The following is a 13,849-nucleotide window of genomic DNA, read 5'->3' on the forward strand; positions in this document are numbered from 1 at the left end:
TTTTGTAAGAGGTAGCTATGTACACCAGCATTAATCAAGCAAACGACGCGGTGATCGCCCGTATTAAAGCCGCCCGCCCGCACTGGCTCGACGTTAAACCCGCCGCCAGCGTTATCCCCGAACTGCGTGAAGGCCGCGTGCTGCTGCATGCCGGGCCGCCAATCCGCTGGCAGGAGATGACCGGCCCGATGCGCGGGGCCTGTCTCGGGGCCTGTCTGTTTGAAGGCTGGGCTGATGATGAAGCCCATGCTTTGCAGCTGCTGGAGCAAGGAGAGGTCGCCTTTGTCCCCTGTCATCACGTCCGGGCAGTGGGTCCGATGGGCGGTATTACCTCCGCCAGCATGCCGGTGATTGTGGTGCGCGATGCGGTGCACGGCAATGAAGCCTATTGCAACCTCAACGAAGGAATCGGCAAAGTGATGCGCTTTGGCGCTTACGGCCCTGACGTGCAAACCCGTCTGCGCTGGATGCGCGATACCCTCGCCCCGGTACTCAGCGACGCGCTAAGCACCTTCGAAGAGGGCCTTGACCTGTCGGCGCTGATGGCGCAGGCCATCACCATGGGCGACGAGTTCCACCAGCGCAACATCGCCGCCTCGGCGCTGCTGATGCGTACCCTTGCCCCGCGCATCGCCGGACAGGAACGAGATAAAACCCAGACCGGTGAAGTGCTGGAGTTCCTCAGCGTCACCGATCAGTTCTTCCTCAACCTGGCAATGGCCTACTGTAAAGCCGCCATGGATGCCGCCGCAGAAATTAAAGCAGGCTCGGTGGTCACCGCCATGACCCGCAACGGCCAGATGTTCGGCATCCGCGTCAGCGGCCTCGGCGACCGCTGGTTTACCGCGCCGGTGAATACCCCGCAGGGGCTGTTCTTTACCGGCTACAGCCAGGCAGATGCCAACCCGGACATCGGCGACAGCGCAATAACGGAAACCTACGGCATCGGCGGCGCGGCGATGATTGCTGCCCCAGGCGTTACCCGCTTCGTTGGCGCAGGCGGGATGGAGGCGGCCCAGGAAACATCAGAGGAGATGGGCGAGATTTATCTTCAGCATAACCCGCTGTTGCAGATCCCGTCGTGGAACTTCCAGGGGGCCTGCCTGGGGCTCGATATTCGTCGGGTCGTGGAAACCGGCATCACGCCAATCATTAATACCGGCATTGCCCACAAGGAGGCCGGGATTGGCCAGGTGGGTGCCGGAACCGTCCGCGCCCCGCTGGCCTGCTTCGAGCAGGCGCTGGAAGCGCTGGCCCAGGCGATGAATATCCAGGCAGCCTGATATGATCCTGACGCCGCTTGCCTCTGGCTGCAGCCATCCGCTCCCGGACGGCGAGTGGCGTTGTCATAGCCTGTTTAGCCAGGCCATTAATCTGCAGCATGAGGATGGCACGCTGTTGACCCTGCTGCGCGGCGGAACAAACCTGCCCCCCATGGGCTGGCTGCTGCGCTGTCAGGAGTATGATTATCTGCGCAGCATCCTCTCTCCTGGCACCGTGCTCACTCTGTTTGCCGGCGTTTTACACTGGCGGGCGCTGCGATTGCGCGCTCCTCGTCGGCATATTACCCCCTCACTCCCTACTCATCCCTTGCAGCCACTGGCGGCTTTTTTATCCGCTTATCCTCAGAATACCGGGCTTTGCGGCAGCCTCTCAGAAGCGGTGAACCGTGCAGATGCGCCACAGCAGCGCCTGTTCAGGCTGCTGAACAACGGCTTTGCCGACGCAGAAACGCTGATCGGACTCGGCCCCGGACTGACCCCCTCCATGGACGATATGCTGGTCGGTGCGCTGGCCGTTCTGTACTGCGCCGCGCCACTTCGCGAGTTGCCTCGCAAAATCGAGCAATTCCCCCCGGCCCGGACGCTGCAACAGCTGACAACGACGGTAAGCGCTTGTTATCTTCTGCACGCCAGTCAAGGGCGCTTTTCGACCACGCTTATCCATCTCCTGCGTCACCTGGCTGTCGGTGCTCATCGCACAAGGACTCACCACGCCATTCGTCACCTGCTGGCACACGGACACACCTCTGGCGCAGACACTCTGCTGGGAGTGCATGTTGCGCAGCAGTGTCTGGTAACGCATGTATCAGGGGGACACTGTAATGATGGACCATGAAACGATCCGCACCTTTATTCGCGTGGCGGAAACCCGGAGTTTTTCCCGCGCCGCCGAGAGCCTGTTCAAAACCCCGGCCGCCATCAGCTACCGCATCAAAATGCTGGAAGAATCGTTGGGTACACCGCTGTTTCTGCGAACCACACGCTCGGTCAGTCTGACCCCCGCCGGCACCCATCTGCTTGAGCGCTGCCTGCAGTGGCTAAGCTGGCTGGAGGCGATGCCCGATGAGCTAAGCCAGGTCAATGACGGCGTCGAACGCCAGGTGAATCTGGTTATCAACAATCTGCTGTACGACAACCTCGCCGTGGCCCTGCTGCTCAGCCATCTGCATCAGCGATTCCCGTTTACCCAGTTTCAGGTCTCCCGCCAGGTCTATATGGGGGTCTGGGATGCCATGCTGTATGGCGACTACCACCTGGCGATTGGCGTCACCGGTTCGGAATCGCTCTCCAACTCAATTAATCTGTTGCCGCTCGGGGAAATCAGCTGGGTCTTTGTGGTGGCGCCGCATCATCCGCTGGCGGCCGTCGAAGGGGTGATTAACGATGCACCGCTGCGCGCTTTCCCGGCTATTAATATCGAAGATACCTCCCGCAATCTCACCAAGCGCGTGGCCTGGCTGCTCTCCGGACAGAAGGAAATAAAAGTCCCGGACATGCAGACTAAATTACAGTGCCATATTACCGGGGTGGGCGTCGGCTTTCTGCCGCGCAATGTCTGTCAGCCGTGGCTTGATAACGGCAGTCTGATAGCCAAAGAGGTGGAGAATCGTCGACAGCCTTCACCGCTGTCGCTGGCATGGAGTAAAGAACGGGACGGTAAGGCGGTGAGTGAGATAGTGACGCTGTTCCGTCATCAGGAAAGCTGCGTGAAAGGGTTTTTAAACAATATTGACAGGCCGCCCGCGCTGTAACGACTCCTCCCGACGGGAGGAGTCGCGGGTCGTTTACGCCTTACGCATCATCAGCCAGAGGCTGATCAGGAAGAAGCTGGCGCTTGGCAGCAGCGCGCCGATAATCGGCGGGATGCCGTAGACCAGCGTCAGCGGGCCAAAAATCTGGTCCAGCACGTAGAAGATAAAGCCAAAGCTGATCCCGGTGACAACCCTTACCCCCATCGCCACGCTGCGCAGCGGGCCGAAGATAAACGACAGCGCCATCAGCATCATCACCGCCACCGACAGCGGCTGGAAGATTTTGCTCCACATGTTGAGCTGATAGCGTCCCGGGTCCTGTCCGCTGGATTTCAGATAGGTCACGTAGTTATGCAGGCCGCTGATCGACAACGCATCCGGATCCAGCGCCACCACGCCCAGCTTGTCGGGCGTCAGCTTAGTTTTCCAGGTGCCGCTGACCATCTGCGAGCCGGTGATCTGTTTCGGGTCGGTCAGGTCAGACTCATCAACCTGCGACAGGCGCCAGACTTTATTATCGTTGTCGAATTTCGCCGAGGCGGCGTAGCGAACGGTCTGCAAACGACGCTGGTCGTTAAAGGCGTAAATACTCACGCCGCCCAGTTCATCGTTTCCTTTCACCCGTTCGATATACACGAAGTTATGGCCGTCTTTCGCCCACAGCCCCTGCTGGGTCGACAGCAGCGAACCGCCGTACATCTGCTGGGCGCGATAATTACGCGCCATCTGCTCGCCCTGCGGCGCCACCCACTCCCCGATCGCCATAGTCAGCAGAACCAGCGGAATCGCGGTTTTCATCACCGCCAGCGCTACCTGTAACCGGGTGAAGCCGGAGGCCTGCATCACCACCAGTTCGCTGCGCTGCGCCAGCATCCCCAGGCCAAGCAGTGCGCCAAGCAGCGCTGCCATCGGGAAGAAAATCTGCACATCTTTTGGCACGCTGAGGATGGTATACAGCCCGGCACCGAGCGCGTCGTAGCTGCCCTGGCCGGCTTTTTTCAACTGGTCGACAAACTTGATAATGCCCGAGAGCGAAACCAGCATGAACAGCGTCATCATGATGGTGTTGAAAATCGTCCTACCGATATAACGGTCGAGTACGCCAAACGCCTGCATCACACCGCTCCTTTGTTAAAACGGGCACGGAAGCGGCGCATCGGCACCGTATCCCACAGGTTCAGCAGCACGGCCAGCGCGAAATAGAGCAGGTTAATCCCCCACATCCAGATCATCGGGTCGATTTTACCTTTACCGCCGTTTGACTTAATCGAGGTTTGCAGCAGGAAGAAGACCAGATACAGCAGCATCGCCGGCAGCATCGACAGCACGCGGCCCTGACGCGGGTTCACCACGCTCAGCGGAACGACCATCAACGCCATAATAAACACCGTTGCCACCAGCGTGAAGCGCCAGTGCAGCTCAGCGCGCGCGCGGTCGGTATCGGTGCGCCACAGCGCGCGCATGCCCATCTGTTCGGTGTCGTCAGGATCCGAAGCCACCGCCTGATGGCCAATAATGGCCTGGTAATTTTTAAAATCAGTAATGCGGAAATCGCGCAGCATCGCCGTACCTTCAAAGCGGGTACCCTGATTCATGGTCACCACCTGCGAGCCGTCTTTCTTCTGCGTCAGTTCGCCGGAATCGGCCACCACGACGGAAGGTCGCGCGTTACCTTTTGGCTTCAGCTGCGCCAGGAAGACATCATGGAAGCGCTTGCCGTTGACGTTTTCAATAAACAGCACGGCGCTGCCGTCGCTGGCCTGCTGAAACTGGCCCTGGGCCAGCGCCGCCATACCGGGGTTGGCTTTCGCCTCCGCCAGCACTTCATCCTGATGGCGAGACGACCAGGGGCCGGCCCACATCACGTTGACCGCCGCCACCGCGCCGGTAAACAGCGCGAGGATCATCGCCGCTTTCACCAGCACGGCCTTACTCAGGCCGCAGGCATGCATCACCGTGATTTCACTTTCGGTATACAGTTTGCCCAGCGTCATCAGCAGCCCGAGGAATAAACTCAGGGGCAGAATGAGCTGCGCCATTTCCGGTACGCCCAGCCCTAACAGCGAGAGCACCAGATTTGTCGGGATATCGCCATCCACCGCGGCGCCAAGGATCCTGACCAGTTTCTGGCAAAAGAAGATCAGTAACAGGATGAACAGGATCGCCAACTGGCTTTTCAGCGTCTCACGAACCAGATATCTTATGATTATCACTATAAATACGCCCGTAAAAACCCGTCTTATTGCAGGAAAATTGCTTGTTTCATGGCTTAAACGTCATTTATTCTCTTTGGTCTTCGAAATCATCGCTAAGATTAAATGACTCACTGGTTCCGCGTATCAGGTTTTTTTCTGACGAACCAAAGCCGTAATAACGTTAAGATTAACACGAAGTCACCGCAACAGCGGACATGAGTTACGAAAGCTTTCAATTCTATCCGTAGCCACCGTCGTTGTCTTTAAGATTCAGGAGCGTAGTGCATGGAGTTCAGTGTAAAAAGCGGTAGCCCGGAGAAACAGCGGAGTGCCTGTATCGTAGTCGGCGTCTTTGAACCGCGTCGCCTCTCCCCGATTGCCGAACAACTCGATAAAATCAGTGACGGCTATATCAGCGCGCTGCTGCGTCGCGGTGAACTGGAAGGTAAGCCTGGCCAGACGCTGCTGCTGCACCACGTGCCAAATATTCTGTCAGAACGTATTCTGCTGATTGGCTGTGGCAAAGAGCGTGAGCTGGACGAGCGTCAGTACAAGCAGGTCATTCAGAAAACCATTAATACTTTGAATGATACCGGTTCAATGGAAGCCGTCTGCTTCCTGACCGAACTGCACGTGAAAGGCCGTAACAACTACTGGAAAGTTCGCCAGGCCGTTGAGACCGCCAAAGAGACGCTGTACAGCTTCGATCAGTTGAAAACCAACAAAAGCGAGCCGCGTCGCCCGCTGCGTAAAATGGTCTTCAACGTCCCGACCCGTCGCGAGCTGACCAGCGGCGAACGCGCCATCCAGCACGGACTGGCCATTGCCGCCGGTATCAAAGCGGCCAAAGATCTCGGCAATATGCCGCCAAACATCTGTAACGCCGCCTATCTGGCCTCTCAGGCCCGTCAGCTGGCCGATACCTACAGTAAGAATGTGATCACCCGCGTCATCGGCGAACAGCAGATGAAAGAGCTGGGTATGAACTCTTACCTGGCGGTTGGCAACGGTTCGCAGAATGAATCGCTGATGTCGGTGATTGAATACAAAGGCAACCCGGCGGAAGACGCGCGTCCGATCGTTCTGGTCGGCAAAGGGCTGACCTTTGACTCCGGCGGTATCTCCATCAAGCCTGCCGAAGGCATGGATGAGATGAAGTACGACATGTGCGGCGCGGCGGCGGTCTACGGCGTGATGCGTATGGTTGCTGAACTGCAACTGCCGCTGAACGTGATCGGCGTCCTCGCCGGCTGTGAAAACATGCCTGGCGGCCGCGCCTATCGTCCGGGCGACGTCCTGACGACCATGTCCGGTCAAACCGTTGAAGTACTGAATACCGACGCCGAAGGCCGTCTGGTGCTGTGCGATGTGCTGACCTATGTTGAGCGTTTCGAACCGGAAGCGGTGATTGACGTCGCCACGCTGACCGGCGCGTGCGTGATTGCCCTGGGCCATCACATCACCGGCCTGATGTCGAACCACAACCCGCTGGCTCACGAGCTGATCGGCGCATCCGAACTGGCGGGCGACCGCGCATGGCGCTTACCGCTGGGCGACGAATTCCAGGATCAGCTGGAGTCTAACTTCGCGGATATGGCCAACATCGGCGGACGTCCTGGCGGCGCGATCACCGCCGGCTGCTTCCTGTCGCGCTTTGCCCGTAAGTACAACTGGGCACACCTGGATATCGCCGGCACCGCCTGGCGTTCCGGGAAAGCGAAAGGCGCCACCGGCCGCCCGGTCGCCCTGCTGTCGCAGTTCCTGCTCAATCGCGCCGGGTTTACTGGCGAAGAGTAATTGCCGTCTGATGCCCGGCGGCGCTACGCTTGCCGGGCCTACGCAAAGATACCGTTTGTAGGCCGGGTCAGCGCAGCGCCACCCGGCTTAAGCATTTAAAGTCACCACAAGAAGCCCCATATATGAAAAACGCAACGTTCTACCTTCTGGACAACGACACACAACAAGACGGTTTAAGCGCCGTTGAACAACTGGTGTGTGACATTGCCGCAGAACGTTGGCGTAGCGGCAAACGCGTGCTTATCGCCTGTGAAGACGAACAGCAGGCCATCCGTCTGGATGAAGCGCTGTGGGCCCGCCCTCCGGAAAGCTTCGTCCCGCATAATCTGGCGGGAGAAGGCCCCAGAGGCGGAGCGCCGGTGGAGATCGCCTGGCCGCAAAAACGCAACAGCAGCCCGCGGGATATTCTGATCAGTCTGCGGCTAAACTTTGCAGATTTTGCCACCGCTTTCACAGAAGTGATAGACTTTGTCCCTTACGAAGATTCTCTGAAACAACTGGCGCGCGAACGCTACAAAGCGTACCGCATGGCTGGTTTCAACCTGAATACGGCAACCTGGAAATAATGGAAAAGACATACAACCCACAAGATATCGAACAGCCGCTCTACGAGCATTGGGAAAAGCAGGGCTATTTCAAACCGAATGGTGATGAAAGCCAGGAGAGCTTCTGCATCATGATCCCGCCGCCGAACGTCACCGGCAGTTTGCATATGGGTCATGCCTTCCAGCAAACCATCATGGATACCATGATTCGCTACCAGCGCATGCAGGGTAAAAATACTCTGTGGCAGGCCGGTACCGACCACGCGGGTATCGCGACCCAGATGGTGGTTGAGCGTAAGATTGCCGCAGAAGAAGGGAAAACTCGCCACGACTACGGTCGCGATGCCTTTATCGATAAAATCTGGCAGTGGAAAGCGGAATCCGGCGGCACCATTACCCGTCAGATGCGTCGCCTGGGCAACTCCGTGGACTGGGAGCGCGAGCGCTTCACCATGGATGAAGGCCTCTCCAATGCCGTAAAAGAAGTCTTTGTTCGTCTGTACAAAGAAGACCTGATTTACCGCGGCAAGCGCCTGGTTAACTGGGATCCGAAACTGCGTACCGCGATTTCCGACCTGGAAGTGGAAAACCGCGAGTCTAAAGGCTCGATGTGGCACATCCGCTACCCGCTGGCCGACGGCGCGAAAACCGCTGACGGTAAAGATTATCTGGTCGTGGCGACCACCCGTCCGGAAACCCTGCTGGGCGACACCGGCGTGGCCGTTAACCCGGAAGATCCGCGTTATAAAGATCTGATCGGTAAATTCGTGGTGCTGCCGCTGGTTAACCGCCGCATTCCGATCGTCGGCGATGAACACGCCGATATGGAAAAAGGCACCGGCTGCGTGAAAATCACTCCGGCGCACGACTTTAACGACTATGAAGTCGGGAAACGTCACGCCCTGCCGATGATCAACATCCTGACCTTTGACGGCGACATCCGCGAAAGCGCGCAGGTGTACGATACCAAAGGCGAAGAGTCCGACGTTTACTCCGCAGAGATCCCGGCGGAATTCCAGAATCTGGAGCGTTTCGCTGCGCGTAAAGCCGTGGTGGCAGCCATCGATGCGCTCGGCCTGCTTGAAGAGATCAAACCTCACGATCTGACCGTGCCGTACGGCGACCGTGGCGGCGTGGTGATCGAGCCGATGCTGACCGACCAGTGGTACGTGCGTGCCGACGTGCTGGCGAAGCCTGCCGTAGAAGCGGTTGAAAACGGCGACATTCAGTTCGTGCCGAAGCAGTACGAAAACATGTACTTCTCCTGGATGCGCGATATTCAGGACTGGTGTATCTCCCGTCAGCTGTGGTGGGGTCACCGTATCCCGGCGTGGTATGACAACGAAGGCAACGTCTACGTAGGCCGCACCGAAGACGAAGTGCGTCAGGAGAACAACCTCTCCGCTGACGTCGCGCTGCGCCAGGACGAAGACGTGCTCGACACCTGGTTCTCCTCCGCGCTGTGGACCTTCTCCACCCTCGGCTGGCCGGAAAACACCGATGCGCTGCGTCAGTTCCACCCGACCAGCGTGATGGTTTCCGGTTTCGACATCATCTTCTTCTGGATTGCCCGCATGATCATGATGACCATGCACTTCATCAAAGATGAAAACGGCAAACCGCAGGTACCGTTCCATACCGTCTACATGACCGGTCTGATTCGTGACGACGAAGGCCAGAAGATGTCCAAATCCAAGGGCAACGTTATTGACCCGCTGGATATGGTTGACGGCATCTCCCTGCCAGAGCTGCTGGAGAAACGCACCGGTAACATGATGCAGCCGCAGCTGGCGGAGAAAATCGCCAAACGCACCGAGAAACAGTTCCCGAACGGTATCGAGCCGCACGGTACCGACGCCCTGCGCTTCACCCTGGCGGCGCTGGCCTCCACCGGCCGCGACATCAACTGGGACATGAAGCGTCTGGAAGGTTACCGTAACTTCTGTAACAAGCTGTGGAACGCCAGCCGTTTCGTGCTGATGAACACCGAAGATCAGGACTGCGGCTTCAACGGCGGCGAGAAAGTCCTGTCGCTGGCGGACCGCTGGATCCTTGCCGAATTCAACCAGACCGTAAAAGCGTACCGCGAAGCGCTGGATAACTTCCGCTTCGACATCGCCGCGGGCATCCTGTATGAGTTCACCTGGAACCAGTTCTGCGACTGGTACCTGGAGCTGACCAAACCGGTCATGACCGGCGGATCTGAAGCCGAGCTGCGCGGCACCCGCAACACGCTGGTCACCGTGCTGGAAGGTCTGCTGCGTCTGGCGCATCCGATCATTCCGTTCATCACCGAAACCATCTGGCAGCGTGTGAAAACTATCGTCGGTATCGATGCGGATACCATCATGCTGCAGCCGTTCCCGGCTTACGATGCGGCGCAGGTTGATGAAGCGGCGCTGGCCGATACCGAATGGTTGAAGCAGGCGATCGTTGCCGTACGTAACATCCGTGCGGAAATGAACATCGCCCCGGGCAAACCGCTCGAACTGCTGCTGCGCGGTTGCAGCGCTGACGCTCAGCGTCGCGTGACCGACAACCAGAGCTTCCTGCAGTCCATGGCGCGTCTGGAAAGCATCATCGTACTGCCAGCCGACGACAAAGGTCCGGTTTCCGTGACCAAAATCATCGACGGCGCCGAGCTGCTGATCCCGATGGCGGGTCTCATCAACAAAGAAGATGAGCTGGCGCGTCTGGCGAAAGAAGTGGCGAAGATCGACGGTGAAATCAGCCGCATCGAAAGCAAACTGGCCAACGAAGGCTTTGTCGCTCGCGCACCGGAAGCGGTGATCGCCAAAGAGCGTGAGAAGCTGGACGGTTATGCCGAAGCGAAAAGCAAACTGATCGAACAGCAGGCGGTCATCGCCGCGCTGTAATCCTCCCGCCCCTTGCCTGCTCAGGCAGGGGGCGTTTTAATCCGCGATCCCCGCTTGCGCTCCCCCCGCTCCCGATGTTATTAACAACACCATCCGTCATTTTTTTGCTATGAGTAATCGTATGAATACGATCGCGACCGTTACGGCGTCGCTGCGCCGCATCACCGCTGAAGACAATGCTGCTATCGCCAACGTTATCCGCCAGGTTTCTGCGGAATACGGGCTGACGGCCGATAAGGGCTACACCGTAGCCGACCCCAACCTCGATGAGCTGTTTGAACTCTACAGCCAGCCGGGCTCCGCCTATTGGGTGGTTGAGCAGGATGGTCGGGTGGTCGGTGGCGGCGGCATTGCTCCGCTGGCACATAGCGAACCGGATATTTGCGAACTGCAGAAAATGTATTTTATGACCTCTGCCCGTGGGCAGGGACTGGCGAAAAAGCTGGCGCTGCTGGCGTTAGATTATGCCCGCGAGCAGGGTTTCAAACGCTGCTATCTGGAAACCACCGCCTTCCTGAAAGAAGCCGTCGGGCTGTATGAGCGCCTGGGTTTCGAACATATCGACGGCCCGCTGGGCTGCACCGGTCATGTAGATTGCGAAGTGCGGATGCTGAAAACGCTGTAAGCGCTCGTGCCCGTCAGCCGCGCGTCCCCGGTCTTACCGGGGCGACGGGCTCTCCCCCTCAGATACCCCGAATAAGGCGTGCAGCGCCGTTAGCCGGGCCTCGTCAGGTTTGGTCGTCCGGACCCGCCTCCGGGGAAAGGCACTTTACGCCGCGACCATCGGTACGCCGCTGTGGAAGCGGAACTCCGCCTCAGGTCGGAGAATTAACGCCGCCTCCGCCTCGCCAAGCTGGTGAATACGTTCACTGATATCCTCTTCGGCAATCTGCTGCGCCAAATCCAGATAGTCCTGATAGTGCCGCGCTTCGGAGCGCAGCAGCGACAGATAGAACTTCTGCAGATCGTCATTCAGCCACGGCGCCAGCGCGGCAAAGCGCTCGCAGGAGCGCGCTTCAATGTAGGCTCCGCAAATCAGCTTATCGATGAGCATCACCGGTTCGTGGGAGCGTACCTCTCTGCGCAACCCGCGGGCATAATTACTGGCGGTGATTTTGACGTACGGGATAGCGTGAGCCTGCATCATCTCCCGCACCTGCCAGAAATGGTGCAGCTCTTCTTTAATCAGCAGTACCATGCTGTCCACCAGCTGACGGCTCCAGGGATCGTCGGTTTGCGGCATGGCGCTCTTATTAATCCGTTTATGCAGCGCGACGAAATCCGGCTCGGGCCCCCGGCGATAGGTAAAGTCCTCATACGGCTTCAGGCAGGCCAGCAGCTCGTCGGCCCCTTCTTTATCAGCAACATATTTACGCACCAGTAGCAGCGCGTTTTGCGCCGCTTTTAGCTCACAAACCATATGATCGGTCAGCAGCAGCGGGAGATTTTCCGGCTTACGGGCTTCATCAATCCACGCCTGTGGCGTCGGGCAGTGCAGAAAGTGACGTACGGGGGCGAGTATTTGCGGGTAGTCCATTGAGGTTCCTTGCTATACGGTAACGACTGCCGGCCGTTATCGCATCCAAACAGACACAATATTATTGTTCAGGGTATAACGAGACGAAAACCCCGACAACATAGAGAACGATGTCGCCGGGGTTCCTGTGCGTAGCCAGCAAAGACGCGGCCTGAAGGATGACGTGCAGATTTACTTAGTGGCGAACGCCGTCATCGTCTTCATCGACGAGATCGTCGTCATCTTCTTCATCGCCCTCTTCACCGTTCGGGTCTTCATAGTAAGTACCCCAACCGTCATATTCGACGCCGAATTTTTCCGCCAGAGTCATCAGTTGTTCAACCTGGGCATCAATCAGCTCCACCTTCAGGGCGCTTTCGCTCAGGATGTCACAGCAGATAACCACTTCGCCTTCTTCCACTTCCAGCTCTTCCGGCTCGGTCACTTCGTAACCCAGCTTGAAGGCCTCGACAGCCACTTTCTCCAGCGTTTCAAAGTCGTCGGCAGAGAGATGGTGTTCAATCGTGTACAGCGCGTCCGGATCGCTGCCGTCTTCGAGCAGCTCTTCGATAATCAGACGCGTTTCTTCACGCTGTTCTTCCAGTAGTTCCGGGTTTGCCATGGCTCGTTCCTCATAATGTGCGGCAGATACTTCTATTGTCACATACCGCCGTGATTGCCTCCACCTTTGTGCGAAAGATTTGTGTCACGGGGTTGCAAATGAATATTCATACATATAAATTGAATTTTAATTCAATAAGGGGCTTAAGCCATGTGAGGGAATCATGTCCGCGTTTTACCAGAAGCATTTTTTAAAGTTACTCGATTTTACCCCTGCAGAAATCACCGCTCTGCTGAAGCTGGCGGCCAGACTGAAAACCGATAAAAAAAACGGTATTGAAATCCAGCATCTGGCTGGAAAAAACATCGCGCTCATCTTCGAAAAAGACTCTACCCGGACACGATGCTCTTTCGAAGTTGCCGCATTTGATCAGGGTGCCCGCGTCACTTATCTCGGGCCAAGCGGCAGCCAGATCGGCCATAAAGAATCCATTAAAGATACCGCCCGCGTGCTGGGCCGGATGTATGACGGTATTCAGTACCGCGGTCATGGTCAGGAAGTGGTCGAAACGCTGGCCAAATATGCCGGTGTTCCGGTATGGAACGGTCTGACCAACGAGTTTCATCCCACCCAGCTGCTGGCAGATCTATTGACCATGCAGGAACATCTGCCGGGGAAAGCCTTTAACGAAATGACCCTGGTCTATACAGGCGACGCCCGCAACAATATGGGCAACTCCATGCTCGAAGCCGCGGCGTTGACCGGTCTGGATCTGCGCCTGGTGGCTCCGAAGGCCTGCTGGCCCGAAGAAAATCTGGTGGCAGAATGCCGGGCGCTGGCACAGAAAAACGGCGGCAACATCACTCTGACCGAAGATATCGCGGCGGGCGTGCAAGGGGCGGACTTTATCTACACCGACGTGTGGGTCTCGATGGGCGAAGCCAAAGAGAAATGGGCGGAACGCATTGCGTTACTGCGCGCTTATCAGGTGAATAGCAACATGATGGCGCTGACCGGTAATCCGCAGGTGAAATTTCTGCACTGCCTGCCCGCGTTCCATGACGATCAAACGACCCTTGGTCAGCAGATGGCGGAGGAATACGGCCTGCATGGCGGCATGGAAGTGACTGACGAGGTCTTTGAGTCGCCGGCAAGCATCGTCTTCGATCAGGCGGAAAACCGGATGCACACCATCAAAGCGGTGATGGTGGCAACGCTGAGTAAATAGCGCATCTGGTACGGATCATCCCGGAGCGGTGCTATCGCGCCTGACCGGCTAGCGGATGATCTCCCCGGATTGCGGCACAAGAGCCTTCATCCGGAT

The 13,849-nt window shown here is 57.7% G+C and carries 13 protein-coding genes; 9 read left to right on the forward strand and 4 right to left on the reverse strand.

Annotated elements, in window-relative coordinates; translation table 11 throughout:
- The first annotated feature begins 17 nt into the window (after positions 1 to 17).
- From Q1L34_RS23560 to allS, 3 genes are read left to right on the forward strand one after another with little or no spacing between them, the layout of a single operon-like run.
- A complete protein-coding gene (locus tag Q1L34_RS23560) occupies positions 18 to 1,283 on the forward strand; it encodes a YlbE family protein (RefSeq protein ID WP_004857327.1) in 1,266 nt (421 codons plus the stop codon).
- Between the two features lies 1 nt (position 1,284).
- A complete protein-coding gene (locus Q1L34_RS23565; protein WP_104896660.1) occupies positions 1,285 to 2,118 on the forward strand; it encodes an oxamate carbamoyltransferase subunit AllH family protein in 834 nt (277 codons plus the stop codon).
- Complete coding sequence (allS, locus tag Q1L34_RS23570; protein ID WP_004857321.1) at positions 2,105 to 3,034, forward strand: HTH-type transcriptional activator AllS; 930 nt, start codon at positions 2,105 to 2,107, stop codon at positions 3,032 to 3,034. The genes Q1L34_RS23565 and allS overlap by 14 nt, the downstream gene beginning before the upstream one ends.
- Positions 3,035 to 3,067: 33 nt before the next feature.
- On the opposite strand, the gene lptG is transcribed toward allS, so the two are convergent.
- Entirely contained in the window at positions 3,068 to 4,150 is a 1,083-nt protein-coding gene (gene lptG, locus Q1L34_RS23575) for an LPS export ABC transporter permease LptG (protein ID WP_004857316.1), read from the reverse strand.
- Complete coding sequence (lptF, locus tag Q1L34_RS23580) at positions 4,150 to 5,247, reverse strand: LPS export ABC transporter permease LptF (RefSeq protein ID WP_004857311.1); 1,098 nt, start codon at positions 5,245 to 5,247, stop codon at positions 4,150 to 4,152. Before lptF ends, lptG begins: the two co-directional genes overlap by 1 nt.
- 267 nt (positions 5,248 to 5,514) lie before the next feature.
- Between lptF and pepA the strand changes: the two genes are divergently transcribed.
- From pepA to Q1L34_RS23600, 4 genes are all read left to right on the forward strand, one after another.
- Positions 5,515 to 7,026, forward strand: a complete 1,512-nt coding sequence (gene pepA / locus Q1L34_RS23585) for a leucyl aminopeptidase (protein ID WP_004857309.1) — start codon at positions 5,515 to 5,517, stop codon at positions 7,024 to 7,026.
- Between the two features lie 122 nt (positions 7,027 to 7,148).
- Positions 7,149 to 7,592: a DNA polymerase III subunit chi gene (holC, locus tag Q1L34_RS23590; RefSeq protein ID WP_004857306.1), complete on the forward strand. Its 444-nt coding sequence runs from the start codon at positions 7,149 to 7,151 to the stop codon at positions 7,590 to 7,592.
- Positions 7,592 to 10,447 (forward strand): valine--tRNA ligase, encoded by a 2,856-nt coding sequence (locus Q1L34_RS23595; RefSeq protein ID WP_064359467.1) that lies wholly within the window; start codon positions 7,592 to 7,594, stop codon positions 10,445 to 10,447. Before holC ends, Q1L34_RS23595 begins: the two co-directional genes overlap by 1 nt.
- Positions 10,448 to 10,568: 121 nt before the next feature.
- Positions 10,569 to 11,072 (forward strand): GNAT family N-acetyltransferase, encoded by a 504-nt coding sequence (locus Q1L34_RS23600; protein WP_004857300.1) that lies wholly within the window; start codon positions 10,569 to 10,571, stop codon positions 11,070 to 11,072.
- A 144-nt stretch (positions 11,073 to 11,216) separates the two neighbouring features.
- Here Q1L34_RS23600 and miaE read toward each other — a convergent pair whose 3' ends face one another.
- A complete protein-coding gene (gene miaE / locus Q1L34_RS23605) occupies positions 11,217 to 11,984 on the reverse strand; it encodes a tRNA isopentenyl-2-thiomethyl-A-37 hydroxylase MiaE (protein ID WP_032718597.1) in 768 nt (255 codons plus the stop codon).
- A 175-nt stretch (positions 11,985 to 12,159) separates the two neighbouring features.
- Positions 12,160 to 12,585 (reverse strand): ribonuclease E inhibitor RraB, encoded by a 426-nt coding sequence (rraB, locus tag Q1L34_RS23610; protein ID WP_004857292.1) that lies wholly within the window; start codon positions 12,583 to 12,585, stop codon positions 12,160 to 12,162.
- A 98-nt stretch (positions 12,586 to 12,683) separates the two neighbouring features.
- Here rraB and argL point away from each other — a divergent pair, with 98 nt between their 5' ends.
- Together argL and argF are read left to right on the forward strand one after the other, a co-directional pair.
- Positions 12,684 to 12,779 carry a putative translational regulatory protein ArgL gene (argL, locus tag Q1L34_RS28510; protein ID WP_371033352.1) on the forward strand — a complete coding sequence of 32 codons (96 nt, stop codon included), beginning with the start codon at positions 12,684 to 12,686 and terminating at the stop codon, positions 12,777 to 12,779.
- Positions 12,749 to 13,753, forward strand: coding sequence for an ornithine carbamoyltransferase (argF, locus tag Q1L34_RS23615; protein WP_192226643.1), 1,005 nt, complete (start codon positions 12,749 to 12,751; stop codon positions 13,751 to 13,753). Before argL ends, argF begins: the two co-directional genes overlap by 31 nt.
- Positions 13,754 to 13,849: the final 96 nt, after the last annotated feature.

This window comes from Klebsiella ornithinolytica, from assembly GCF_030505655.1.
Classification (GTDB): Bacteria; Pseudomonadota; Gammaproteobacteria; order Enterobacterales; family Enterobacteriaceae; genus Klebsiella; species Klebsiella ornithinolytica.

Excerpts from the sequence above, each read along its gene's own strand:
- Q1L34_RS23560 (WP_004857327.1), top strand. The coding sequence starts at position 18 with ATGTACACCAGCATTAATCAAGCAAACGACGCGGTGATCGCCCGTATT.
- Q1L34_RS23565 (WP_104896660.1), top strand. The coding sequence starts at position 1,285 with ATGATCCTGACGCCGCTTGCCTCTGGCTGCAGCCATCCGCTCCCGGAC.
- allS (WP_004857321.1), top strand. The coding sequence starts at position 2,105 with ATGATGGACCATGAAACGATCCGCACCTTTATTCGCGTGGCGGAAACC.
- lptG (WP_004857316.1), bottom strand. The coding sequence starts at position 4,150 with ATGCAGGCGTTTGGCGTACTCGACCGTTATATCGGTAGGACGATTTTC.
- pepA (WP_004857309.1), top strand. The coding sequence starts at position 5,515 with ATGGAGTTCAGTGTAAAAAGCGGTAGCCCGGAGAAACAGCGGAGTGCC.
- holC (WP_004857306.1), top strand. The coding sequence starts at position 7,149 with ATGAAAAACGCAACGTTCTACCTTCTGGACAACGACACACAACAAGAC.
- Q1L34_RS23595 (WP_064359467.1), top strand. The coding sequence starts at position 7,592 with ATGGAAAAGACATACAACCCACAAGATATCGAACAGCCGCTCTACGAG.
- Q1L34_RS23600 (WP_004857300.1), top strand. The coding sequence starts at position 10,569 with ATGAATACGATCGCGACCGTTACGGCGTCGCTGCGCCGCATCACCGCT.
- miaE (WP_032718597.1), bottom strand. The coding sequence starts at position 11,984 with ATGGACTACCCGCAAATACTCGCCCCCGTACGTCACTTTCTGCACTGC.
- rraB (WP_004857292.1), bottom strand. The coding sequence starts at position 12,585 with ATGGCAAACCCGGAACTACTGGAAGAACAGCGTGAAGAAACGCGTCTG.
- argL (WP_371033352.1), top strand. The coding sequence starts at position 12,684 with ATGAATATTCATACATATAAATTGAATTTTAATTCAATAAGGGGCTTA.
- argF (WP_192226643.1), top strand. The coding sequence starts at position 12,749 with ATGTCCGCGTTTTACCAGAAGCATTTTTTAAAGTTACTCGATTTTACC.